Here is a 24,094-nt window from a genome sequence, read left to right on the forward strand (position 1 = left end):
CGCAACACTGACCCCGCGCTCTCGCACCAACTTCACTGCCTCAAGCTTGTACTCGCGGCTGAATTTCCTTCGTTGCATTCATGCGCTCCAGTTTCATCGGAAACACCTTAACTCGGTGTCCACGAAACCGGCAGCAGGCCACTCGACGTTTTGTGCAACAAAAAACCCCGCTGCGTGGGCAACGGGGTTTTGGATATTTGGTTGCGGGGGCTCACAACACCCGATTCCTGCGGCTGATCGAACGGCGTTGTCACTATCTGCCGTGGCCTTGATTTAATCGAAGTGGATAGCGTCGCCGTAAGGTCGCTCACATTCAAACGCCACGTAAGTTGGGCCGCGGAAGCTAATGGTGAGGTATTGATGGAGCCTGACGCCACGTACTGTGACGACTGAAGCGCGTACAGAGAACAACTTTCATGTCTTGGGGATGTCCCTGTGTTCGATTGCATCATGCAGCAGTTTGAGAGCATGCCTTTCCACCTCCTGCGAGAGATTGCCCAGCGTCGAAAGCACAGAACAGGTCATGGAGGAAAACGCATCACCGCAACTGATAAGATTCATGTCCCGGGGCATGACAATCCTCATGGTTCTGCCATCGTTTCATTTGCCGCTACCCGTGCTTAAATCCTGATTGATGACCGCCAGTTCATTGGATCGATGATCCCGCACCATTCGGGCGCGATCCTTATGTGTCGAATGGCGGTTTATGCGATACTGAGCTTCTGAATTTGTGCGACAATATCATCAAGTCTCAGCGGGGCTGAGATCGAGCAAATGGAAATGATCAAGGCTCAGCTCGATCAGGTTCGTTGATCGGGCTCGACCAGCACGCAGCGCAGAAGAGCTCCCCATCCAATATGACGCGATCAACACAAGAATAGCTCGCGCCGAAGCGAGTGACATCGCATCTAGGTGGCAGATTCAGTTCGGAGGGCATTAGCGTGCCGTCGATGGCGCAAACAGATTAATCATCGCCGTGATCCTCGTTGATGTGGCTGGCCATGTCCATCAGCATATCGCTGACATGGCGGTCGGCTATCTCGTAAAAAACCTGTTTCGACTGCCGTTCGCCTTTGACCAGCCTGGCGCCTCTCAGCAGTCGCAGGTGATGGCTGACCAGCGTTTGCGACAGGTCGAGACTTTCTGCAATGTCGCCCACAGACCTCGGCCGCGAAAGACAGAAGAAGAGTATCCGCAACCGTGTTGTGTCGCCAAGCAGCTTGAAGGTTTCGGCCAGAATGGAGATGTCCTGCTGGGACGAAGAGGCTGTGCTACTCAATGTGCGGGCCCTCGCTTTACGTGATGGTGCGCATGGTCATGGGCGTGATCATGAGAATGTGCAGCAGCCGCGTGAGACAAGGCGCACGAACCGGGTCCGTCATTCCAGTCTATGGCCACGGTGGCGTGATCGATTTCGAAACGTAATCTCAGTTCCCGCTCAACTGAGCGAACCACAGCACGGGTATCGGCATCGTCCTTAGGGCGGACGTGCAAGGTGGCCAGAGCCCGGCCGGACGTGATTGACCAAACATGGATGTGGCTGATTGATGCAACGCCAGGCACGTTTGCAGTTAGATGCCGTTCGATCAGTTGCGGAGATACATTGTCGGGCGCGCCTTCGAGCAGGATATGTAGCGACTTTGCGAGCAGCTTCCAGGCACTGCGCAAGATCAGCAACGAGACGACCACGGAAAGGATGGGATCGATCGGAGTCCAACCAGTATAGTAGATTACGACTGCCGCTGCGACCGCACCGACCGAACCGAGGAGGTCACCCAGCACATGCAGCGCAGCGCCCTTAATATTGACATGTTCGCTGTCCCCTCGCGTCAGAATCCAGAACACAAAAATATTGATCAATAGCCCAGCGGCAGCGACCCCCAGCATTGGCCCCGCCAGAACCATATGGGGCTCCTGAAAGCGCTGCCACGCCTCGTAGACAATCCAGATGACGATCGCGAACAGCGTCAGGGCATTGATGAATCCAGCAAGGACTTCGAAACGCAAATAACCGAAGGTTCGCTTGGCGTCAGCGGCTCGTCTGCCGAACCGGAACGCTGCGTAGGCGAGTGCAAGGGCGACCGCATCCGTCAGCATGTGTCCCGCGTCGGCCAGCAGCGCCAACGATCCTGAGATCAGCCCCCCGATCACTTCCACGATCATGAACGTGAAGATCAGGAAAAACGAGAGAAGAACCTTGCGCTCATTATCGCGGGTGACCGTCGGCGTATGGGAGTGATTGTGGGAATGGTCAGCGTGAGAATGACCATGGTTGTGTGAATGGGACATTTCAGGGTTCATCCAGTTGACATATAACATATGAATAGATGTTCATATGTTATATGTCAACTACTCCGCTAGAAACCCGCCCAGCGAGCAAGGCCTATGGCCGGGTAGCGGGTCACCGTATCGCGCCGGTAGGCTTGATCACGATCCGGTCAATGGACCGGGATGGGGTAGGGGGAAACCTTTCCCCTTCTGGCATTGACCAGCACCGCCGCAATGACCGCGACAATCACGAGGGCAGCTCCAGCACCCATAAGCGCAGGGCCATAGCCGAAGATCAGTGCATCACTGGCAGATCTCTTCACATTGCTATCACTGGCCTCGCGCGCGATAGAGCCCACCAAGTGTATCAGGCAGCCTGCTCGCCGTGACCCAGATGGAAATGGTTGAAAGGACGGCCTGCCCCAACTCAACGCTGATTTGCTGCGAAGCGTTGAAGGGTACAGAGGCAAGACCAGAAGGGGGCGGCTGCCGCTGAGGTTCGACGTCCGCCGCCTCCGCATTGTGATTCGCGACGTATCTGCGTTGGTAACCTGCGAAGTCGGCAATGGCCTATCCCGTTTCTGGCTCATCCATCCTTGAAACTCAGTGCCGATCATATCTTAATAAGGTCGCTGGCATTTTCTACGTGACCCGGGAAACTTGCCGATTGCCAGATAAGCTTCAGACAGTGGCCGATAGGTAGCTGCGGCACCCATCTCTCGCTCATCAATCAGTTCAAGGGTTTGCAAAAGCTTCTCCGCAACCTCCATGTCGCCGTCGGAACAAGCCCGTTTAAACAGGTGCAGGATTTCGTGGGCGTGGATCACAGCTACGCTCCCTGGCATTCTGCCCGTGCCGAAACAACCGGCCCGAGGTACTCGAACTTGTTACCCGTCGCGCCAGAATGACGCCGAGTCTTGCGCGTCCTGTCCGACTTGCCATCCGCCGAGAGTTCGTCGATGATCGGGCAGTCCGGTCGGGTATTACCCCGACAGTTTTCGGCTAGATGCTTGAGCGTCATGCTCATCTCCTGGAGTTCGCGTGTCTTTCGCTCAAGCTCTTCAACATGCTCAAGTGCAACACGCTTGACGTCCACGCTCGCACGACTTCGATCTCTCCACAGGGCGAGCAATTCGGTCATTCTTTCAACCGAGAAGCCGAGATCGCGCGCACGCCTGATGAAGCGCAGTGTATGCACATCCTTTTCACAGTAGTCACGATAGCCGCTATCTGTCCGAGAAGCCTCTGGGATCAGTCCAGTCGATTCGTAGTAGCGGATCATCTTGGCGGAAACGCCTGATGCCGCCGCAGCCTTGCCGATATTCATTATCCTGTGTCCTTTCCGCAGTTTTATGTCATCGATTCTTCGGGCGTGAAAAACACGTCTGCATGCATATCCTCGCTCTGCAGGCCCAGTTCGCGAAGCATGACGCCGGCAGCGTCAATCATGGCGGGAGGCCCCGCCATGTACACCTTCCAGCCATCGAGATCCTGAATGTCACTCACGATCGCATCCGTTATCAGACCGGTTCGGAACTGATCGGATCGACTCACTTCCGAGAGCACGGGAATGAACTGGAGATTATCGTAGGTGCTCGCCAAAAGACTGAAATGTTCGACCAGATAAAGATCGCGTTCCGTCCGTGCCCCAAAATAGAGATGGATCGGCTGACGCAGGCCGCTTGCCAACGCCATTTCGACAATCGACTTGATCGGAGCCAGACCCGACCCGCCGGCGACCGCGAGAATTGGACCCGTATGCTGCTCGCGCAGAAATGAACTGCCGAGCGGCCCGCGAACCGACACCTCGTCACCAACTTTAAGCGACGCGGCGACGTGTTCGCTCGTGGCTCCACCGGGCACATGCCTTATATGGAATTCGAAATAGGACCGGCCCGGCTGGTTCGCCATCGAATAGTCGCGCGCTGGCACACCGGCAAACGTTACCTGCGCATACTGACCTGCCCTGAAGGCGACGGTCTCCCCTGCTTCAATCTCCAGCCTGATCTGGCGGATGTCGTGGGTCGCGTCATCGATCGCAATAACACGGGTCCGATAGGTGCGAACGGGAAGATCAAGCTCCTCCTCATTGTCATCGAGCCACGCCACCGAACAGTCTGTGAGCGGTCGTGCCCGGCACGCCAAGATTAAGCCCTGGTTTCGCTCTTCATCCGTCAGTGAAAACCGCGTGTGCGGCAGGAGGTCAACCTCGCCACTGAGCAGTCGGGACTTACATGAGCCGCAGCGGCCCGAGCGGCATCCATGAGGATATGCGATCCCTTCCTCCAGCGCCGTCTCAAGAATGGTGCGGCCAGCCGGGACGGTGATGATGCGCGCTGCTTGCCGAATTTCGATCTGTCTTGCCATTGCAATCTCCCTCAGGCAGTGCCCAATGACAGGGCTTCTGCCAGGCGGGGCTTCTGATCGGCAAAGGTTCCGTAGAAGACCTGTTCGTTGACGATGGTGATCGGGGCGACACGCACACCGGTGCGCACCTTGGCCTCTTCGGCTATCTGGGGATCTGACAGATCCCGCTCTTCATATGGAACGCCCTGGTCTGCAAGCCACCGCTTGACAGCATGACAGTCGGGGCAGGTCGGCGTTGTGTAAAGCACCACCGATGGGCTCTTCGTATTGGTCATCGTCCATTCCTTTTCTTCAGATCTGGCGAGCCTGCCGGAGCAGGCCCGCATATCTCATTTCGCGGGTGCGAGTTCCGGCCGATGGTACGGGGCAGCACCGCTCTCCACCTGCGCGGGGGCGCGGAAGGTCTTGAGCCGGAGCGCATTGCCGAGCACGAAGACGCTTGACAGGGCCATGGCGCCGGCGGCGAAGACCGGTGACAGCAGGATGCCGTAGACCGGATAGAGCAGCCCGGCGGCAACGGGGACCAGAGCTGTGTTGTAGGCGAAGGCCCAGAACAGGTTCTGCCGAATGTTCCCAATCGTCGCCTTGGACAGTGCGATTGCGTTTGGCACGCCTTGCAGGCTCCCCGACATCAGCACCACGTCGGCGGCCTCGATGGCAATGTCCGTTCCGGTGCCGATGGCAAGGCCGACATCCGCTTCGGCCAGCGCCGGAGCGTCATTGATGCCGTCGCCGACGAAGGCAACCTTGCCATGCTCGGCCTTGAGGCGACGCACCGCGTCGACCTTGCCGTCCGGCAGGACTTCCGCCACCACCTCGTCGATCCCAAGGCGCTTGGCGATAGCTTCGGCCGTCCGCTTGTTGTCGCCGGTGATCATCGCGACCTTGAGGCCGAGATCGTGCAGCGCCTTAATCGCCGCAGGCGTCGTCTCCTTGATCGGATCGGCCACGGCGATGATCGCCGCGAGTTTGCCCTCGATCGCCGCATAGAGCGGCGACTTGCCCTCATTACCGAGACGTTCGGCAACCTTGGCGAAACCTGCCACGTCATGGCCAAGTTCGGTCATGTAGCGGTCTGCGCCGATCTCGACGCGCTTGCCACCGGCCAGGGCCTTGACGCCGAAACCCGTCACCGATTCGAAGTTCGACACGGCCGGCAGCGGAATGTCCTCCTCTGCAGCTGCATCCACGATCGCACGGGCAATCGGATGCTCCGACTTCGCTTCGACGGACGCCACTAGACTGAGGACATCCGCCCGGTCGAAACCGATGGCCAGTTCCAGATCGGTGAGCGCCGGCTTGCCTTCGGTCAAAGTGCCTGTCTTGTCGACGGCGACGACCCTTGCGTCCTTCAGCAGTTGTAGCGCTTCACCCTTGCGGAAGAGCACGCCCAATTCCGCCCCCCGGCCAGTGCCCACCATAATCGAGGTCGGCGTCGCCAGCCCCATGGCGCACGGGCAGGCGATGATCAGCACGGCGACGGCATTGATCAGCGCGAAGGTAAGTGCAGGCGATGGCCCGAAATACAGCCAGGCCGCGAACGTCAGGGTTGCGACGGCAAAGACCGCTGGCACGAAGTACATCGTCACCTTGTCGACCAGCGCCTGGATCGGCAGCTTCGAGCCCTGCGCTTCCTCGACCATGCGAATGATCTGCGACAGCACCGTATTGCCACCGACCGCAGTCGCGCGGATCGCGAAGGCACCCTTCTGGTTCACCGTTCCGGCCACGACCTCGCTGCCGTGCTTTTTGGAGACCGGGATCGGCTCGCCGGTGATCATCGATTCGTCAACATAACTCTCGCCTTCGATGACCTCCCCGTCCACCGGGACGCGATCGCCGGGCCGAACCTCGACAATATCGCCGGAAACGACAGAACCGATCGGCAGGTCGGCAATCTTGCCGTCCCTGCGCACACGTGCCGTTTTTGCCTGAAGGCCAACCAGACGCTTGATTGCCTCCGACGTGCGCCCCTTGGCACGAGCCTCCAGCAAACGGCCAAGCAGGATCAACGCCACGATGACTGCAGCAGCCTCAAAATAGACGTTCACCGTTCCGGCGGGAAGGAAGCCGGGCGCGAAAGTCGCCACCAGCGAATAGCCATAGGCGGCCAGCGTGCCGACTGCGACCAGCGAGTTCATGTCAGGAGCGAGCCGCCCAAGTGCCGGAAGCCCCTTGTCGTAAAAGCGAATGCCCGGAACGAACAGGACGACGGTTGTCAACATGAACTGGATGTACCAATTCGTCTGCATGCCGATGGTCGAGGCGATCAGGTCATGCATGCCCGGGATGACGTGTGAGCCCATCTCCAGGATAAAGACCGGCACCGTCAGCACCGCCGCGAGGGTGAAATCTCGGGTCAGTTCGCGGCGTTCTGCTTCCTTCTTCCCGGCGCGATCATCGGTCTCTACTTGAGCGGCCCCGGATCCCGCCGCGATCAGCTTGGCGTCATAGCCCGCGTTTTCGATTGCTGCCACCACCAAAGCGGCGTCGGCGGCTCCCTGGACCGTGGCCTTCTCGGTTGCGAGGTTGACGACGGCACTGGTGACGCCGGGCACGGCCCGGAGGGCCTTTTCGACACGACCCACGCAGGAGGCACAGGTCATACCCTCGATCGCCACCTCAAGCGAGGCCGCCGCCGGCGCGGAGAAACTTTCCGGAACCTCATAGCCTACATCCTTCACGGCCTTGACGAGCATGGCCGGATCGACCGGCGTGTTCGTAGTGATGCTCGCCTTTTCCGTTGCCAGATTGACGATCGCATTGGCGACGCCTGGCACGGCCTTGAGGGCTCTTTCGACACGACCCACGCAGGAGGCGCAGGTCATCCCCTCAATGGGGAGCGCTATCGTTCCAGACAGGTCTGTTGCTTTAACGGGGGCATTCATGGCCGCCTCCTTTTCTTATCCCGAATTCCATTCCAGACAAAGATGGAGTTTCCAACCATGGGAAGGTCAAGAGGCGAAAAGGGGGAAAAATTTGCTATTGACCTTCCCATGGTTGGAAGCCCCACATTCGACAACGCTAAAGCAAAACAAGGAGATTTCTCATGGAACTCAGAATCGAAGATATGACCTGCGGCGGCTGCGCAAAATCCGTTACCCAGGCGATCCAGTCGATCGATCCGAACGCTAAGGTCGCGACCAATCCCGAGGCGCGCACGGTCGTGGTCGAGACGACGGCTACCTTGGCGGCACTTCAGCTGGTCCTTGAAGAAGCAGGCTATCCCGCGACCGCAAAAACGCCGAGTACGGCTTTGAGAACCTTATGATCAGAGCAGAGCCATGAACAAACTCACCCCGATTTTTATCGCCGGCGCGCTAGCTATTGCCGGCGGTCTCGCCTACGCGCAATCGCAGATTGGCAAACAAGAACAAGGAGCAACCATGAACCGCGGTGAACATGCCGGTCACGGCGCAAGCACGCCTTCCGACAATCCTGTCATTCGCGCCTATCAAGTTGTCAACGACAAGATGCACGCCGATATGGCGATAGAGTTCACGGGTGATGCGGACGAGGATTTCATGCGCGGCATGATTCCGCACCACCAGGGCGCGATCGATATGGCGCGCGTCGTGCTCGAACACGGAACGGATCCGGAAGTCCGCAAACTCGCCGAGGGCGTGATTACCGCCCAGGAAGGCGAAATCACCATGATGCGCGAATGGCTGGCAAAACGCGGTCAGTGACAACCGGGAGCGGCTCTCAGGAGCGGCCTTCCCCCATGAAAAATGCATAAGACATGGTTGGACGGCGGCGCCGTTGACTGTCAAACAACCGAAAGGAAGACGATCGATGCAAAGGCGTACATTTCTGGCAAGCCTTGGGGGCCTCGTCGTGGCCGGGCCTGCAATAGCTCAAAAGCACGATATGGGCGGCATGGATGGCCACGGTAATCACGCCGTGCCTCCCACAAACGCCAACCCGGTTTTGCCGGAGGGACATCCGCTCAAGGAGCTGCCACGCCTGTCCAATCAGTCGGCCGCACCGGGCGTATTCAAGGTAAAGCTCGCAGCAGAACCAGGCACCATGCGGTTCGCCGAAGGGCTCGATACGCCTGTGCTTCTCTACAATGGCACCAATCCCGTAATCGAAGCACGTGAGGGTGACAAAGTCGAGATCAGCTTCAAGAACGGAATTCCAGGCGAACCCACGACTATTCACTGGCATGGCATGCCGGTGCCGGCCGACCAGGATGGCAATCCGATGGAACCGGTGGAATCGGGTGATGACCGTATTTATGCGTTTGATCTGCCGGAAGGCAGTGCAGCAGCTTACTGGTTCCATCCCCATCCTCATGGTTTGACCGCTGAGCAGGTTTACCGCGGACTCGCTGGTGTCTTTCTGGTCAAGCCAACGGACGATCCCATTCCGTCGGAGTATGGCGACACGATCCTCATGCTCACTGATCTCAGGATCGCCGCCGACGGGACAATGCCGGAAAGCACGATGGCTGATCTGATGAACGGCCGCGTTGGCGATCATGTGCTCGTTAATGGGCAGAAGAACCCGACGATGGCTGTTGCAGTTGGCGAGAAGCGTCGCTTGCGCCTCTTTAACGCGACGAATGCGCGATTCCTGCGGCTCAAGTTCGAAAATGCGAGCATGACCGTCATAGGAACGGATGGTGGCCTGATCGAAGCCCCTGTCGCCGTCGATGAGCTGCTGCTCACGCCGGCCGAACGCGTTGAGTTGATTGTTTCTTTCAACAAACCGGGAATGGCCATGCTCACGACGCTCGAATATGAGCGCGGCTGGATGGGGCCGGGTAAGCCGAACGAGGCCGACATGACCCTGTTGACGGCACACGTATCAGATGCGCCGGCAAGCGCAATACCTCCGTTGCCGGCAAAGCTACGCACCATCGAAGCTCTTGAGAATCCGGTTGTCACGCGTCGTTTTGTGCTGACGGAATCCATGGGCGGTATGGACCATAGTAACATGTCGATGCAGGGCATGGATCACTCCAACATGTCGATGTCTTCCGACAGCATGGAGATGAAGTTCCTGATCAACGGAGCCAGCTTCGACATGAGCCGCATAGATGAAGTCTCGAAAGTCAGACAAGTCGAACTTTGGGAAGTCGTCAACGAAGCGGATATGGACCATCCGTTCCATGTGCATGGGACGCAGTTCCAGATAATCGAGCACGAGAAGGACGGAAAGGTCACCAGGCCAGCCTATCGCGCATGGAAGGATACCGTGAACATCGTGGCCGGAGAGACGGTTCGGATTCTGCTGCGCCAAGATCTGCCGGGACCACGCATGTATCACTGCCATATCCTCGAGCACGAACAGCTCGGAATGATGGGTACGATTGACGTTCGAGCCTAAGTTTTGGATCGGCACATGAAACAAAGGCCCGCCGCGAAAATAATCGCGGCGTGCTAATTAGGATACATGGCTCTGTTGTGGTGTTGCACCGCCGGCTCCTGCTTTTCAGGGGCACATATTCCGCCGCGGGGCGCCGAAATGAAGGCTTGCCTTCTCGCGCCCTCGCGACCGCCGAAAGCCATTGAATTCTTTGATTCTGGAAAGCCACCGGTCACGCTTTCTCAGCGGATTTCCGGCAGCTGAGACGCTCCGCATGCTGTTTCTACCAAGCTGAACCGACCTCCTCCCGCTCCGAGCGCATCGGAGAAATCAGCTCCACTGACGGCCAGATCAAACCCCTGATGAATCACGTCAAGAGCTTCTTCCAAAAAAATATTCCTCGGGTGTTGACCTTCCCATGGTTGGAAGCTGCACCTTTCGAAAAAGTCACCACCGTCTCACGCTGTCCGGTGGCGCGACCCAATGAAGGAGAACGATAATGAGTAGCAAAGCCACCACCCTGTTCCTGACCGGAGCAGTCATCGCCGGTGGTACTCTTGGCATTGTCTATCGCGACGAGGCTAAATCCCATGCCGAAAATCTACTGGCGCTTGTTTCGTCGGCTGCGGTATCTCAAGCCGCCGCACAGTCGGCTCAAGTGCCTGCCCCACAGGTCCCTGTCGCCGAAGTCATCACGCGTAAGGTCGCGCCGTCCGTGGAGTTTACCGGCCATACTGAAGCCATCAGCGCGGTTGAGCTGCGACCGCGCGTCGGCGGCGCAATCGACGCCGTCAGCGTTCCCGAAGGCGGCCTCGTTCGCCCCGGCGATCTACTGTTTCAGATCGATCCAAGGCCCTTCCAGGTCGCCCTGGACGCAGCTGAGGCCCAGTTGCAGCAGGCAAAGGTTCTGCTCGACCAGGCCGAAATCGATTTCCGGCGTGCCGAAAGACTGGCTCCGAATGGGACCGTGTCGCGCAAGACCTTCGATGACGCGCAGGCAGTACGCCGTCAGCGCCAAGCCCAGGTTGAAATCGCCAAAGCCGCCGTTGCGGCCGCAGAACTTGATCTGTCGTTCACCCGCGTCACGGCACCGATTGCCGGGCGAGTCGACCGTGTCCTCGTGACAGAAGGCAATCTTGTCACAGGAGGGAATGCAGGGGCTGCGACCCTGCTCACTACGATCGTTTCGACCGATCCGCTCTATGTCTATTTCGATATCGACGAAGCCACCTATCTCGGATTTGTGGCTCATGCACGCGCATCAGACTCCGGGAGGGTCGGCGGCAGGCTTCCCGTGCAGGTCGGCTTGATGACCGATATGGGGTTCCCAAATGTCGGCGAACTCGACTTTCTCGGCAACCGTGTCGACCGGAGTACGGGCACGATCCGCGCCAGGGCAGTAGTCAAGAACCTGGATGGCCGGCTGACACCAGGCCTCTTCACGCGGGTGAAGCTGGTTACCGCCGAACCGGCTCAGACCGTGCTCATCGACGAACAGGCGATCGGTACCGACCAGGGGCGCCGCTACGTTCTGGCTCTCGGTGCCGAGAACAAGGCCGAGTACCGACCGGTTGAACTGGGACCAATGATCGATGGTCTGCGCGTTGTTTCCAGCGGCCTCAAGCCAGGCGAGAAAATCATTATCAAGGGGCTGGTTCGCCCCGGAATGCAAGTTGACCCGCAAACAGTTTCGATGTTGTCGGGCCAATCCGTCGATGGTGACCGAGCGGCGGCTGCATCGCAGGAGGCACGTCGATGAATATCCCACGCTTTTTCGTCGACCGTCCCATCTTCGCGGTCGTCCTGTCCGTATTGATGCTGATCGGCGGTGGCCTGACGCTCTTGAAACTGCCATTGAGCGAATATCCGCAGGTGACCCCGCCGACGGTACAAGTCACCGCAAGTTATCCAGGCGCCAGTCCCGAAGTGATTGCAGAAACGGTTGCCGCGCCGCTGGAGCAGGTGATCAATGGCGTTGAGAACATGCTCTATATGAGCTCGCAGGCGGCGACCGATGGGCGCATGACGCTGACTGTGACGTTCCAGCAGGGCACGGATCCTGACATGGCGCAAGTTCAGGTGCAGAATCGTGTCTCGCGCGCGCTTCCGCGTCTGCCGCAAGAGGTTCAGCGCATCGGTGTGGTGACGCAAAAGACCTCGCCGGATATCCTGATGGTCGTTCATCTGGTATCACCCGATGATCGCTATGACCCACTCTATCTGTCGAATTTCGCCACCTTACAGGTGCGCGACCAGCTTGCGCGCCTGTCAGGTGTGGGTGACGTACTCGTCTGGGGTGCTGGCGAGTATTCCATGCGGGTGTGGCTTGATCCGGCCAAGGTGGCAGCGCGTGGTCTGACCGCTTCGGACGTGGTGGCGGCAATTCAGGAGCAGAACGCCCAGGTGGCCGCAGGCTCGATTGGCCAGCAGCCAGACGCCTCGGCTGCGTTCCAGGTCACGGTCAACACGCTTGGCAGGCTTTCCAATGAGGAACAGTTCGGCGACATCGTCGTCAAGACCGGCAGCGATGGCCAGATAACCCGTTTACGCGATATTGCCCGTATCGAACTCGGCGCAGACGCTTACGCGCTGCGCAGTCTTCTCGACGGCAAGCCGGCGCTGGCAATGCAGATCGTCCAGAGCCCGGGCGCCAACGCCCTCGACGTGGCGAGCGCTGTTCGCAACACCATGGAAGAACTGCAAAAAGGCTTTCCCGAGGGCATAGAATACCGCATTGCCTACGACCCCACCGTCTTCGTCAAGGCGTCTCTGGAGGCCGTAGTCATAACGCTGCTCGAAGCCATCGTTTTGGTCGTGATCGTCGTCGTGCTTTTCCTTCAGACATGGCGGGCTTCGATCATTCCGCTCGTTGCGGTCCCTGTGTCGTTGGTTGGTACATTCGCGCTTATGTACATGTTCGGCTTCTCGCTGAACACATTGTCACTGTTCGGTCTCGTGCTTTCCATCGGGATCGTCGTTGATGACGCTATCGTGGTCGTCGAAAATGTCGAGCGTCATATCGCGCTTGGCGAAACGCCAAAGGAAGCAGCACGCAAGGCCATGGACGAAGTGACCGGGCCGATCATTGCCATTACGTCCGTCCTGTCGGCCGTGTTCATTCCCTCGGCATTCCTGTCAGGGCTGCAAGGTGAGTTCTACCGCCAGTTCGCCCTCACGATCGCAATTTCGACTATCTTCTCGGCGATCAACTCCCTCACGCTTTCTCCCGCGCTTGCCGGCGTGCTCCTGAAGCCGCACCACGGCGAGGTGAAGCGTGATCTCCTGACACGGGTGATTGATGGACTGTTCGGCTGGTTCTTCAGGCTCTTTAACCGGTTCTTCGACACTGCTTCGAATGCTTATGTCTGGTCTGTGCGCCGCGCCGTGAGGCTGAGCGCGCTCGTTCTGCTCGTCTATGCTGGTTTGCTTGGCATGACATGGATGGGGTTCCAGACTGTACCCAGCGGGTTTGTTCCAGCTCAGGATAAATATTACCTCGTCGGCATTGCACAGCTGCCGACGGGAGCGTCGCTCGACAGAACCGAGGCGGTGGTTAAGAAAATGTCTGAGATTGCACTTGCCGAACCCGGTGTGGAAAGTGTCGTCGCTTTCCCAGGCCTTTCGGTCAACGGCATGGTCAATATCCCGAACGCTGCCGTTATGTTCACCATGCTCAAGCCCTTTGATGAACGCAAGGACCCTTCTTTGTCCGCCTTCGCCATCGCAGGCCGCCTGATGGGCAAATTCAGCCAGATACCTGATGGTTTTGCCGGTATATTCCCGCCCCCACCGGTTCCTGGTCTCGGCACGACCGGAGGATTCAAGATTCAGATCGAAGACAGGGCGGGCCTTGGGTTTGAAGCACTCGCCGAGACACAAGGGGCAATCATGGCCAAGGCGATGCAGGCACCGGAACTAGCGGGCATGCTCGCAAGCTTCCAGGTGAACGCGCCGCAGGTTCAGGTGGATATCGACCGGGTAAAAGCCAAGTCGCAAGGCGTGCCGCTCAACACCATATTCGAAACGCTGCAGGTCAATCTTGGCTCGCTTTACGCGAATGACTTCAATCGCTTTGGCCGGACCTATCGTGTCGTCGTCCAGGCGGACGCCCCCTTCCGGATGCAGCCGGAGGACATCGGCCGCCTGAAGGTGAGAAACGCAACAGGCGAAATGATTCCGTTATCTGCCCTTTTGACGATCAAGCACAGTTCGGGCCCGGATCGGGTCATGCATTACAACAGTTTCCCATCGGCAGATATCAGCGGCGGTCCGGCACCCGGCTATTCGTTCGGGCAGGCAACAGCCGCAATAGAACGCATCATGACGGAAACCCTGCCATCCGGCATGGCCTTCGAGTGGACGGACCTTGCCTATCAGGAGAAACAGGCCGGAAACACGGCAATGTATATATTCCCGCTTTCCGTTCTACTCGCTTTTCTCATTCTTGCTGCTCAGTATAACAGCTGGTCGTTGCCATTCGCTGTGCTGCTGATCGCGCCGATGGCTCTGCTTTCAGCAATTGTCGGTGTCTGGCTAACCAGTGGTGACAACAACATTTTCACCCAGATAGGCTTCGTCGTTCTGGTTGGTCTTGCCGCCAAGAATGCGATCCTGATCGTGGAATTCGCGCGGGCAAAGGAAGATGAAGGCGTCGATCCATTGAATGCCGTGCTTGAGGCGGCACGGCTTCGGCTTAGACCAATCCTGATGACGTCACTCGCCTTCATCGCAGGTGTTGTGCCACTCGTAATCGCAACAGGCGCCGGTGCCGAAATGCGACATGTCATGGGTATTGCGGTGTTTGCTGGCATGCTCGGGGTCACGTTATTCGGGCTGCTCCTGACTCCGGTGTTCTACGTCGTCGTGCGCAAATTGGCGTTGCGTCGCGAAGGCGCAAAAGCGTTGAAGGGACTGTTGTGAAACAGCAACCATAAACAAGTCACGGCGATCGCATCCAGTCTGGTCGTAAGACCCAAGGACCAATTGCGATCGCTCCCACAATCAAAAACGATTCTGATGCGCTGAAGAAATGATCGCAAACGGGCGGAGCAAACCTTGCTGCCCATATTCGAGCCGGCGCAGATCTAGTGAGAGATATCTATGAGAACCATCAATCGCGCCGTGCCATTCGCACTGATATTCCTCGCCGGTTGCGTCACTGGCCCCGATCACGAAGCTCCACAAATTGCTTTGCCAGGTAAGTTTGGGGAAGGCTCCGTGGCAAGCAATGGAAATATAGCGCTGGCCGCATGGTGGAATGCATTTGGCGATGTTCGCCTTGATCGCTATGTCGCCCTGGGGCTGGAACAGAACTTGACGGTGCAACAGGCGGTCGAGAGGATCAACCAGGCGCAGGCGGATCTCATCGTAGCCGGCTCGGGAGCTCTTCCCAGCCTGATAGCCTCCGCCAGCAATACTACTAGCGAGCAAAAGGGCAGTCTGTTCAATGCCGATCAACCCATCAAGAACATCTCCACAGGGGGACTTGGCGTCAGTTGGCTTATTGACTTCTTCGGACAATATCGTCGCGCAAAAGAAAGTGCTTCCGCTTCGCTTGATGCAGCTTATGCCAGCGTCGATGTTCAACGCCTGGCGCTCATTTCGCAATTGACTTCAGCCTATATCGATCTTCGATATTATCAGGAGCGCATCGAGATCGCGCGCCAGAATCTCAAGTCGCGTCGAGAAACACTTGCGCTAACGAGACAGCAGTTGGCAGCAGGCGCGACGTCGCGACTGGACGTTACGCAGGCCGAAGGACTCGTCCAGGTGACACTGGCCGAAATTCCTGAACTGGAGATCAATTTCCGTCGGTCTGCCCACCGTATCGCGACCCTCCTGGGATTGCCTGCTTCATCATTAATTAGCGAGCTTCAAAAAGGGGCCAGGCAGCCCACCGCACGCGCGATTGCGCGCAGTGGCATTCCCGCGGATCTGCTGCGCAATCGCCCCGATATCCGCGCGGCAGAAAGGCGGTTGGCTGCCTCAGTCGCGAAGATAGGTGTCGCGGAATCGCAACTTTATCCGAGTATTCAGCTGAGCGGATCGATTTCTCCCAGCTACACCTCTCTCAGTGGCGGATCCAATGGCTCTCTGAACGTCTGGTCCTTCGGACCAACGCTGGTTTTGCCGATCTTCGACGGAGGCCGCTTGCGCGCCAATGTGGCCGATGCCGACTCCGCAGCCAAGGAGCGATATCTTGAATGGAAAAAGACTGTTCTGGTCGCTGTTGAAGAGGTTGAGAACGCACTGGCAGCCTTAAACCGCAGCAAGCGGCAGGAGGCCACGCTGAGAAAAGCGGTAGAATCCTACAAAGACGCTCTTTCTATTGCGACGACCAATTACCGGAACGGCGTATCAACCCTTCTCGAAGTTCTGGATGCTCAGCGATCTGTTGCCGACGCACAAGCAAATCTCGCTAAAGCCATCCAGCGGACAGCATTAAGTTACATATCGTTAAATGTCGCTGTCGGCGGGGGATATGCGAACAGGTAGATTATGGCATACCCGTAGCACAGCGCGCCTGCTCCATTGTGTAAATGGGCATAGCCGTGTTTTCCGCATGCTCGACGTCACATTATTCGGGCTGTTTCTGACGCCGGTACTCTATGTCGCAGTGCGCAAATTCGCGTTGTGTCGCGACGTACGCATACGCTCAGGGCTGCGGGACTTGGATTTCCGCGTGTGCTATGTTGAGAGATGGAGATAGACGAAGACAAAATAGACGATGCGGTGCTGGCTTTGCTATGGCTGACGCTTCATGACGAGCGTTGCGCGTGGAAAGGTTTTGACTAATCAACGACAGACCGATTGCATGCGAAGGTTCTCATCTGCGATCCCGTGAATAAGTCGAAGTCTCTGATACTGACGGATGAAGGTCTGCGGCGTTCAGAAGAATTTTTTCGTCAGCTGTTTACACGATAAACACTTCTCGCTTGTTTGCTGCCGCTCACGTTCTACTCCGCCACCATGCGCCTTGTCCTCAATCAAGCTGCATTACCCCCTATCGATAAGGTAGGGAGATACATTTCTAATACCATCTGGGCACACGGCAATGCCGCAGTCAGAAATGGCCATTGCTAAAACCTGGCATTCCTCAATCGCAGCGAATTACCGATAACACTGACCGATGAAAGGGCCATGGCGGCTGCAGCAATGATCGGAGAAAGCAATATGCCGAAGCTGGGATAAAGTATCCCGGCTGCTATGGGCATGCCCCCGGCATTATAGACGAATGCAAAGAAGAGGTTCTGACGGATATTTCTCATCGTTGTCCGGCTGAGCTGCTGGGCGCGGACAAGGCCCTGCAAATCCCCTTGTAGCAGGGTGACCCCGGCACTCTCGATAGCAACATCCGTGCCGGTGCTCATGGCAATACCAACATCGGCGGCAACCAGTGCAGGCGCATCATTGATCCCGTCGCCGGCCATCGCAACAATACGGCCTTCACTGCGCAGCCGCTCGACAATCGCTTCCTTGTCCTCAGGCAGAACTTCCGCTTCAACATTGGAAATGCCGAGCTTCTGAGCAACAGCCCGAGCGGTGACCTTGTTATCGCCAGTCAGCATCACAACACGGATACCCTGAGCCATCAGCGCCTTGAGCGCGGCAGGAGTAGTTGCCTTAATCGGGTCGGCAATCGCAAAAAGGGCAGCAGGAGCCCTATCCATCGCCATGAATACAACCGTTGCTCCGTCATTGCGAAGTCTGTCGGCTTCACCTGCCAGTTCAGCAACGTCGATGTTCGCTTCAGACATGATGCGCTGATTGCCAATGATCAGCTTCCTGCCGTCAACCATGCCTGTGACACCCTTGCCGGTCGGACTCTCAAAATCCTGAACCTCACCAAGGGTCACTCCCCGCTCCTTTGCCGCACTGACGATGGCTTCCGCGAGCGGATGCTGACTGGAACGCTCAAGGGTCGCAGCCAGGCGCAACAGGTCAACTTCAGAATGGCCTGCCGCGGGTATGATTGCCGTCACTTTCGGTCGGCCTTCCGTAAGCGTGCCGGTCTTGTCCACCACGAGCGTGTCAACCTTCTCGAAGCGTTCAAGAGCTTCGGCATTCTTGATAAGAATGCCAAGCCCTGCACCTCGTCCGACGCCGATCATGATCGACATCGGGGTCGCAAGACCGAGCGCGCAGGGGCAGGCGATGATCAGCACGGCTACAGCTGCAACCAGAGCATGGGTGAATTGTGGTTCGGGGCCAAACATGAACCATGCAATGAAAGCGATAATGGCAATGACGATGACTGCTGGTACAAACCAGCCCGAAACATCATCGGCCAGACGCTGGATCGGCGCACGCGAACGCTGTGCATTCGCCACCATCTGCACGATCCGTGAAAGCATCGTATCCTGTCCGACCTTGCCGGCTTCCATCACGAAACTGCCGGACTGATTGATGGTGCCGCCGATAACCTTTGCATCAATCACTTTGGTAACCGGCATGGATTCACCGGTAATCATGGATTCATCAACGGAACTACGTCCTTCGACAATGACACCGTCAACTGGAACCTTTTCTCCCGGGCGTACACGAAGGCGATCACCAACCATGACGACATCAAGTTCGATTTCTTCATCCGTACCATCTTCCTTCACGCGGCGGGCCGTTTTCGGCGCAAGGTCGAGAAGTGCACGAATGGCGCCACCGGTCTGTTCGCGCGCGCGCAGTTCCAGCACCTGCCCCAGCAGTACGAGTACAGTGATGACCGCGGCCGCTTCGAAATAGACGGCAACAGCACCGCCTATTGTCTGAAATGTCTCCGGGAATGCAGCCGGCACCAATGTCGCTACCACGCTGTAGGCCCAGGCAACGCCGGTGCCCATGGCAATAAGCGTGAACATGTTGAGGTGACGGGTTACAATTGACCGCCAGCCACGCTGAAAGAACGGCCAACCGGCCCACAATACGACAGGTGTGGCGAAGAGGAGCTGCAGCCAGTTCGATATCTGCGGACTTACCAGCCCGTGCAGATCAATCAGGTGACCGCCCATTTCGAGCAGGAAAACCGGGATTGTCAGCACGAGACCGATCCAGAAACGGCGACGCATGTCGAGATACTCTTCGCTCGGGCCTGTATCCAGAGACGGCACCTCCGGTTCAAGGGCCATCCCGCAAATCGGACAATTTCCCGGCTTGGGCTGGCGGATTTGCGGATGCATCGGGCAGGTGTAGATGACGCTCTGCGCTGTGGAGCCCGTTACCCTGTCACCAGCCGATATATCGGCAGTAGTGTGGCCTTTAATTGTCGCCCCGCCATGCCCCGCATGGTCATCGGAATGGGAGCCATGGGCAGTCTTGTGGTGCGAATGCGGGTCTTGATGTGATGACATCGGCAGACTCCTTCTCGGCGGTTACGGATAATAATGACGCCTTCTGTCAGCTGCCGCGCGGCAATCTTGTAACGCATCAATATTCCTCGAACACATTTACTTTCCCAGAAAGTAAATGTGAGGCTTCCAATCGTGACAAGGTCAAGCCGGAATCTATCCACCAGGAGAGATGGATCGTCATTCAATGTCGGATAAAGCGTTGGACAGCATCGTGAGCGTCTGTTCCATGTCTTGCAGATCGACGATACGGTCTTGCTCGAGACGCTCGACTTCCACGATCTGCCGCGTTTCGTTCCACTACAACCCTCTTAGGTCAACTATCTCCGTAACTCACCCGCTTATGAAACGGATTTTTCCGTTGTTGATGCGAGAGCGGCAATATACACGAGCGCGAAGCTCCCTCAACGGTGCGACAAGGCCTCAAAAGCTGCAAAGGGTTCTGCTTTTTTACGAACGAAAGTTCACGCCCCGATGGGCTCAACCGCTTTGCAGCAGCCATTGCGGTGTTGCATTCACCACAATGACATAGAGGCCGGAACGAAGTTTAACGTTCCGGCCTCAAATGTATAAGCCCTTGCATGGCAAGGGCTTGGTTCAATCGCAGGGATCGTTGGTTGCGGGGCACGCAACCTACGATTCCTGCGAATGTTCACGCGCGAACTACCAAAGTTGGCAGGATAAACAGAACTCGGCCCAGTACGTTACATCCACTGTGGAGAACTATCATGAATGTGGAATGGGAAGACGGCCCGATCGACGCACGCAAAGTCTAACTGTTACCGGCAATCCACGACACCTACGGGAAATGGTTGAAAAAGTCGTCTTGCCATTCTTGTTCGTCCGCGGCGTCTTAGCTGCCGCCGCGCTTTCGTCGTGCAGTGCGCGCAGCGCGCCCACGTCGAAGCAGTTAGTTTCGGGGATTGTACATGCACAAATGCTGAGGAACCCCGCGTCACCTCTCACCAAAAATGAGTTCGTGGTTCGCTCCGCCTTGTCGGAACTGGCAGAAATATCGATGCTGGCGAACTATTAGGCCGTTTGCGCTAGAAGAAATAGCCCAAAACGTACCTACCGGCGAAGATCAGGAAAACACAAAGGTTCTGCATGGACCGAATGTAGCTTATCACTGCGTTCAAAGTATCGGCCATTTCATCAAGACCCGGCAGGAGCCGTGTCGTGGCCACAGCGACCAAGCAACCGCATGGGTGCCCTCGGTGCCGTCGCATCTGGAGATAGAGCCCTCCGGATCGCAGACCTTTTGCTTGTGTGACAGAGGTTTGATGTAATCGATAGTTTCGCTCCATTATGAGTTGAATGTTTACCGCACCACGGTAGGATCGTGTCAGATTCTCATTAACGAGCACCTATGGCAGACGAAACCGACATATGGAAACCTGGTAGCTTCACCAAAAACTTCAGCTGGGGCCGTCCATCCGCTGGGTTGTCAGAGCTCCACGAAATCATCCGGCTTGGTTTCAACGGGGAAATGGAAGACGTTCGTCGCGACGAATTCCGCAGCCGAGTGCGGTCAACTGGCCGCCCCGATTACATTCCCATAAATTTCTTTCTGTTCAACAAGACGGTTGGAGGAATCGACCATCTCTGTGCCGACGAGCTTGTCTTTCAGGCTATCAACTGGGACCACTCGCCCCGCTTCGACAAGCTAGCACTCTTCGCCTTTGACTTGAGCCTCGCAGGCCGTTGGGCCGGAGCGCGCAAGGAGCAACGTAGACCTGCCCTTTGGGCAAATGCCTACGTCCGGGAGCGCGTTGCCGGGAAGCTCAATTGGGAAACCAAGAGCGTTAGCGCCGACGACATCGAGCGATTTGTCAAATCTGACCCACGCTATCGAGCCGAAACCACGCGAAAGCTAGCCACCAACCTGAACTACTTATTCCTCGGGGGGCGTCTCAAGGAGATGAATACCCCGAGAATCGAGCGCTGGTGGGTGGACTGCCTATTCCTCGCATTGGACCGCATAATTGAGGACCGCTTGCTTGATCGCAAGCCGACGTCCCCCTCGCAGTACGCGAGCCTTCTCGATAATTACGGGTTCATGGAGCTGACGGGAAAACCAACACTCGAAAAGAGACTGGCGATCAAGCATCTTGTGGCGCTTTACGACGCCTGCGGCGGACGGCAGCGCTTTTCCGAGGAAGCTACGAGGGAGCGGACGACCACGCTTATACCAGACGTGCGGCACTTTCTGAATGATCCCCGGCCCCGTGGAGCGGTTCACAGAACGAATCCCCGTGTTCTCAAAAGCATCCCACCAGCCTGCGCAATGCTTGCGAAATACGCGGGCTTTGAAGACCTGTCCCCCGATGACCTTGAGGAATTTGATCTCGAGGATTTCGTAAAACGAAGGACACAGGCAGCGCTAGAAAAGCTCAAAGCGGAAAATATAGAACCGAACATGACCGCAGACGAACTAATGAAGTTGATGAGGGGCGAATGACTACGTTTTTGGATTCGAGCATCCTCATTTCCCTTATGAAAACTACCGAAGCAAATCACCAGTGGGCAGTGGATCAGTTCAACGAGCGGATCAAGGAAGGCCCGATCGTGATTACCGACGTCGTTTACTCTGAGGTCAGCGTGACGTTCCCCGACACGGCGGAAGTTAACAAAGCACTCAGCGAACTTGGCGTCGAGCGCTATACTGGGAGTGATGGTTCTCTTTTCCATGCAGGCAGGGCGTTCCAGACCTACAGAAAAAAGAACAAATGTCCGAAATTGGGCGTCCTGCCGGATTTCTTTATCGGTGCCACGGCGCACGAGGAGAGCGCTCCACTATTGACCGACAACGCCCGGGATTTTACGAAATATTTCCCCGACCTTGTCCTGATCGTTCCACCAAAGTCCGTAACCGGGACGGGAACGGCCACCCTGCCTGCCTTCGGGGCAACCGGTCAAATCGAACCCGCAAAAGAATAGCCACCGCGTCTTCATTCCAGGGTTGTGTTACGATCAGTTTACGAATCACTCTGCGAATGAATTCATGTTTGATGCCCTAATAGAACGTGGCTTCCAGGTCGAAGTCCATTCCCATGCTCGCGCTATCCTCAGCGTTGATTTTCCTGACGCAGTTGCCCAACTCGAAGCGGCGATTGGAGGACTTTCAATCCCGATCGAAGAGATCGTGGGATCAGGTGGCGGCGAGTCTCAGGGAACGCAGCGGCTGCGGCGATCGCTCGCCGAGCTTGGCTGGACCAAGATGAATTTTGTAGTCGAGAAGACCATCAACGGGGTGTCTAGGGAGGCAATTTCGCACGAGATCGACCACGTTAAGGCATTTGAACCCGGTGTTGTCGCTTGCGAAATCGAATGGAACAACAAAGACCCGTTCTTCGATCGCGATCTCGAGAACTTCAAGCGTCTACACGCGGACGGCGCTATTTCGGTCGGTGTAATCGTCACTCGTGGCACTTCGATGCAGGACGAGTTAAAGCCGATGGTGCAGCGCTTTGCTGTCGAACGTGGATTGAACTCCCATGAAGCTGTTACCGGATTCGGCATGAGCCGTACGGCGCGACAGAACCGGGAGGTCGAACGGCGGGTGCGTGCAGGTATGTCGTACGAGGAAGCTTGGGCTAGCCAGTTCGTGTCAGACAAATATGGTCAGGCCACAACACATTGGTCAAAACTGGAGGATCGGGTCCACCGTGGCGTGGGAAATCCCTGTCCTCTAGTCCTCATCGGGTTGCCCTCCGGTATCGTGACCTTCGACGAAGGACTTGAGCTTGTCGATATCGAAAGAGAAGACGAAGCTCAGGAACAGGAAGGCATAGTCGCCCCGACCGAGTGATTACTCGGCCGCGACGCGATCAGTGGCAGAATTGAATCCATAAGTCTTCCAGTCGGGCTCATACGCCTCATCGGCCTGATTGCCCCACGTGGTCCATCCCTTACGCACGCCACGGCCGAACATTTCGAGGTATGGGCCAGGAGAGCAGGCCTCGATCAGCGGATACTGTTCATCGGGCTTGCGGGAGTGTTCGCGTTTGCGAGATGACAGGTAGTTGACCTGAGAACGACCGGGATCAAGTGTCCGTGCGTTTTTACCACGGACGCCGAACAAGATCAGCTCAGTCACGTTCCGGAAGTAGAAGCCAACGCCACGACCATCGGAGCCGCCGTCTTTACGGATTTTGTGCCAGACCAAGTTCGACTTGTATTGGAACCCCCACGCTTTCATGACCTCAAGACCCTCGGGTAGCAGCGCATTCGGCACCCAAAGATACAGATGGGCTGTCGAAGCGCATGCCTGTTCCACAGGAAGCGCCATGATTTCGGGAAGCGCCATGGTCCCATAGCGCGACAGACGCTTGTGTTCAGGAGCAACCTTACCGGTTCGGTTGATGAACTGCCATGGCGGGTCCGCCATGATTGTTTTGAACCGGCGGCCAGCTGTGAAGTCGAGGAAGTCCTGTGAGGGAGACGGTGCGTCGTCGGTGCGCTTAAGCAATGATATCTCCTTATTCTCGCAGCTTTATCTATCTGTTTACCGGACATGGGTTGTTCGATCGAGCCAAGAAATGTGCTGACAGTCGCCCTTGGCATACCACACGAGACTTGGGACGGACATTCCTTTGTTCGGCGGTCCCCAGTTTCAGCCTGTAAATACAAACTCATGGCACCATACCTTCGTGTTCTTAATTTGTTCTTAATTCGATTCGCGTCAACTATCACGTTGCAACCTGACGTTAATTTATCTTTAGCTGTCGGATTCAGATTTCGAGCCTACGAGTAGACAGCGATGGCGAGGCCGATATTTAACGAGGCGACCGCAAGTCTCCAGGCCA

General features: G+C 57.0%; 19 protein-coding genes and 2 pseudogenes. 11 read left to right on the forward strand and 10 right to left on the reverse strand.

Translation table 11 applies throughout. The features are described from left to right. Window positions 1-627: 627 nt before the first annotated feature. Window positions 628-813 (forward strand): annotated as a pseudogene (locus tag AC0TNJ_RS00310) (DUF305 domain-containing protein); the annotation flags it as partial. A gap of 151 nt (window positions 814-964) precedes the next feature. On the opposite strand, the gene AC0TNJ_RS00315 reads toward AC0TNJ_RS00310, so the two are convergent. The 8 genes from AC0TNJ_RS00315 to AC0TNJ_RS00350 form a co-directional block, all read right to left on the reverse strand. Then, window positions 965-1,279 (reverse strand): ArsR/SmtB family transcription factor, encoded by a 315-nt coding sequence (locus AC0TNJ_RS00315; protein ID WP_063881713.1) that lies wholly within the window; start codon window positions 1,277-1,279, stop codon window positions 965-967. Beyond that, window positions 1,276-2,289, reverse strand: a complete 1,014-nt coding sequence (locus AC0TNJ_RS00320; protein WP_063881721.1) for a cation diffusion facilitator family transporter — start codon at window positions 2,287-2,289, stop codon at window positions 1,276-1,278. Before AC0TNJ_RS00320 ends, AC0TNJ_RS00315 begins: the two co-directional genes overlap by 4 nt. Window positions 2,290-2,438: 149 nt before the next feature. Beyond that, window positions 2,439-2,591, reverse strand: coding sequence for a hypothetical protein (locus AC0TNJ_RS00325; RefSeq protein ID WP_155734615.1), 153 nt, complete (start codon window positions 2,589-2,591; stop codon window positions 2,439-2,441). Window positions 2,592-2,888: 297 nt separating this feature from the next. After that, window positions 2,889-3,095, reverse strand: a complete 207-nt coding sequence (locus AC0TNJ_RS00330) for a hypothetical protein (protein ID WP_063881711.1) — start codon at window positions 3,093-3,095, stop codon at window positions 2,889-2,891. Window positions 3,096-3,097: 2 nt separating this feature from the next. Continuing rightward, window positions 3,098-3,595: a Cu(I)-responsive transcriptional regulator gene (gene cueR / locus AC0TNJ_RS00335; RefSeq protein WP_063881710.1), complete on the reverse strand. Its 498-nt coding sequence runs from the start codon at window positions 3,593-3,595 to the stop codon at window positions 3,098-3,100. A 23-nt stretch (window positions 3,596-3,618) separates the two neighbouring features. Continuing rightward, entirely contained in the window at window positions 3,619-4,635 is a 1,017-nt protein-coding gene (locus tag AC0TNJ_RS00340; protein WP_063881708.1) for a 2Fe-2S iron-sulfur cluster-binding protein, read from the reverse strand. 11 nt (window positions 4,636-4,646) lie between these two features. Beyond that, window positions 4,647-4,910 carry a glutaredoxin family protein gene (locus tag AC0TNJ_RS00345; protein ID WP_063881720.1) on the reverse strand — a complete coding sequence of 88 codons (264 nt, stop codon included), beginning with the start codon at window positions 4,908-4,910 and terminating at the stop codon, window positions 4,647-4,649. 54 nt (window positions 4,911-4,964) lie between these two features. Then, window positions 4,965-7,523 carry a heavy metal translocating P-type ATPase gene (locus AC0TNJ_RS00350; protein ID WP_063881706.1) on the reverse strand — a complete coding sequence of 853 codons (2,559 nt, stop codon included), beginning with the start codon at window positions 7,521-7,523 and terminating at the stop codon, window positions 4,965-4,967. 161 nt (window positions 7,524-7,684) lie between these two features. On the opposite strand from AC0TNJ_RS00350, the gene AC0TNJ_RS00355 reads away from it, so the two are divergent. The 7 genes and pseudogenes from AC0TNJ_RS00355 (at window position 7,685) to AC0TNJ_RS00385 (ending at window position 16,872) form a co-directional block, all read left to right on the forward strand. Then, window positions 7,685-7,906, forward strand: a complete 222-nt coding sequence (locus AC0TNJ_RS00355; RefSeq protein ID WP_063881705.1) for a heavy-metal-associated domain-containing protein — start codon at window positions 7,685-7,687, stop codon at window positions 7,904-7,906. 13 nt (window positions 7,907-7,919) lie between these two features. After that, the gene (gene copM, locus AC0TNJ_RS00360) at window positions 7,920-8,324 is read left to right on the forward strand and encodes a CopM family metallochaperone (protein WP_063881703.1); all 405 of its coding nucleotides are present in this window, start codon (window positions 7,920-7,922) and stop codon (window positions 8,322-8,324) included. A gap of 106 nt (window positions 8,325-8,430) precedes the next feature. Beyond that, the gene (locus AC0TNJ_RS00365; protein ID WP_473769881.1) at window positions 8,431-9,969 is read left to right on the forward strand and encodes a multicopper oxidase family protein; all 1,539 of its coding nucleotides are present in this window, start codon (window positions 8,431-8,433) and stop codon (window positions 9,967-9,969) included. 478 nt (window positions 9,970-10,447) lie between these two features. After that, window positions 10,448-11,707: an efflux RND transporter periplasmic adaptor subunit gene (locus AC0TNJ_RS00370; protein WP_063881699.1), complete on the forward strand. Its 1,260-nt coding sequence runs from the start codon at window positions 10,448-10,450 to the stop codon at window positions 11,705-11,707. Then, complete coding sequence (locus tag AC0TNJ_RS00375) at window positions 11,704-14,868, forward strand: efflux RND transporter permease subunit (protein ID WP_063881697.1); 3,165 nt, start codon at window positions 11,704-11,706, stop codon at window positions 14,866-14,868. The genes AC0TNJ_RS00370 and AC0TNJ_RS00375 overlap by 4 nt, the downstream gene beginning before the upstream one ends. Before the next feature lie 180 nt (window positions 14,869-15,048). After that, window positions 15,049-16,443, forward strand: a complete 1,395-nt coding sequence (locus AC0TNJ_RS00380; RefSeq protein WP_063881694.1) for an efflux transporter outer membrane subunit — start codon at window positions 15,049-15,051, stop codon at window positions 16,441-16,443. Window positions 16,444-16,647: 204 nt separating this feature from the next. Continuing rightward, window positions 16,648-16,872: pseudogene (locus tag AC0TNJ_RS00385) on the forward strand (DUF6429 family protein). A gap of 155 nt (window positions 16,873-17,027) precedes the next feature. On the opposite strand, the gene AC0TNJ_RS00390 reads toward AC0TNJ_RS00385, so the two are convergent. Then, window positions 17,028-19,289, reverse strand: a complete 2,262-nt coding sequence (locus AC0TNJ_RS00390; RefSeq protein WP_081255530.1) for a copper-transporting P-type ATPase — start codon at window positions 19,287-19,289, stop codon at window positions 17,028-17,030. Window positions 19,290-20,655: 1,366 nt separating this feature from the next. Here AC0TNJ_RS00390 and AC0TNJ_RS00395 point away from each other — a divergent pair. The 3 genes from AC0TNJ_RS00395 to AC0TNJ_RS00405 all read left to right on the forward strand — a co-directional run bounded on the left by AC0TNJ_RS00395 (window position 20,656) and on the right by AC0TNJ_RS00405 (window position 23,097). Beyond that, window positions 20,656-21,747: a hypothetical protein gene (locus AC0TNJ_RS00395; RefSeq protein ID WP_063881691.1), complete on the forward strand. Its 1,092-nt coding sequence runs from the start codon at window positions 20,656-20,658 to the stop codon at window positions 21,745-21,747. After that, window positions 21,744-22,226 (forward strand): type II toxin-antitoxin system VapC family toxin, encoded by a 483-nt coding sequence (locus tag AC0TNJ_RS00400; RefSeq protein WP_473769882.1) that lies wholly within the window; start codon window positions 21,744-21,746, stop codon window positions 22,224-22,226. The genes AC0TNJ_RS00395 and AC0TNJ_RS00400 overlap by 4 nt, the downstream gene beginning before the upstream one ends. A gap of 64 nt (window positions 22,227-22,290) precedes the next feature. Then, window positions 22,291-23,097: a BglII/BstYI family type II restriction endonuclease gene (locus AC0TNJ_RS00405; RefSeq protein ID WP_063881687.1), complete on the forward strand. Its 807-nt coding sequence runs from the start codon at window positions 22,291-22,293 to the stop codon at window positions 23,095-23,097. Here AC0TNJ_RS00405 and AC0TNJ_RS00410 read toward each other — a convergent pair whose 3' ends face one another. Beyond that, window positions 23,098-23,757: an MT-A70 family methyltransferase gene (locus AC0TNJ_RS00410; protein WP_244634845.1), complete on the reverse strand. Its 660-nt coding sequence runs from the start codon at window positions 23,755-23,757 to the stop codon at window positions 23,098-23,100. It abuts the gene before it with no gap. Window positions 23,758-24,094: the final 337 nt, after the last annotated feature.

Source organism: Ochrobactrum sp. PL_is483, assembly GCF_055816855.1.

Excerpts from the sequence above, each read along its gene's own strand:
- AC0TNJ_RS00320 (WP_063881721.1), bottom strand. The coding sequence starts at position 2,289 with ATGTCCCATTCACACAACCATGGTCATTCTCACGCTGACCATTCCCAC.
- cueR (WP_063881710.1), bottom strand. The coding sequence starts at position 3,595 with ATGAATATCGGCAAGGCTGCGGCGGCATCAGGCGTTTCCGCCAAGATG.
- AC0TNJ_RS00340 (WP_063881708.1), bottom strand. The coding sequence starts at position 4,635 with ATGGCAAGACAGATCGAAATTCGGCAAGCAGCGCGCATCATCACCGTC.
- AC0TNJ_RS00345 (WP_063881720.1), bottom strand. The coding sequence starts at position 4,910 with ATGACCAATACGAAGAGCCCATCGGTGGTGCTTTACACAACGCCGACC.
- AC0TNJ_RS00350 (WP_063881706.1), bottom strand. The coding sequence starts at position 7,523 with ATGAATGCCCCCGTTAAAGCAACAGACCTGTCTGGAACGATAGCGCTC.
- AC0TNJ_RS00355 (WP_063881705.1), top strand. The coding sequence starts at position 7,685 with ATGGAACTCAGAATCGAAGATATGACCTGCGGCGGCTGCGCAAAATCC.
- copM (WP_063881703.1), top strand. The coding sequence starts at position 7,920 with ATGAACAAACTCACCCCGATTTTTATCGCCGGCGCGCTAGCTATTGCC.
- AC0TNJ_RS00365 (WP_473769881.1), top strand. The coding sequence starts at position 8,431 with ATGCAAAGGCGTACATTTCTGGCAAGCCTTGGGGGCCTCGTCGTGGCC.
- AC0TNJ_RS00370 (WP_063881699.1), top strand. The coding sequence starts at position 10,448 with ATGAGTAGCAAAGCCACCACCCTGTTCCTGACCGGAGCAGTCATCGCC.
- AC0TNJ_RS00375 (WP_063881697.1), top strand. The coding sequence starts at position 11,704 with ATGAATATCCCACGCTTTTTCGTCGACCGTCCCATCTTCGCGGTCGTC.
- AC0TNJ_RS00380 (WP_063881694.1), top strand. The coding sequence starts at position 15,049 with ATGAGAACCATCAATCGCGCCGTGCCATTCGCACTGATATTCCTCGCC.
- AC0TNJ_RS00390 (WP_081255530.1), bottom strand. The coding sequence starts at position 19,289 with ATGTCATCACATCAAGACCCGCATTCGCACCACAAGACTGCCCATGGC.
- AC0TNJ_RS00395 (WP_063881691.1), top strand. The coding sequence starts at position 20,656 with ATGGCAGACGAAACCGACATATGGAAACCTGGTAGCTTCACCAAAAAC.
- AC0TNJ_RS00400 (WP_473769882.1), top strand. The coding sequence starts at position 21,744 with ATGACTACGTTTTTGGATTCGAGCATCCTCATTTCCCTTATGAAAACT.
- AC0TNJ_RS00405 (WP_063881687.1), top strand. The coding sequence starts at position 22,291 with ATGTTTGATGCCCTAATAGAACGTGGCTTCCAGGTCGAAGTCCATTCC.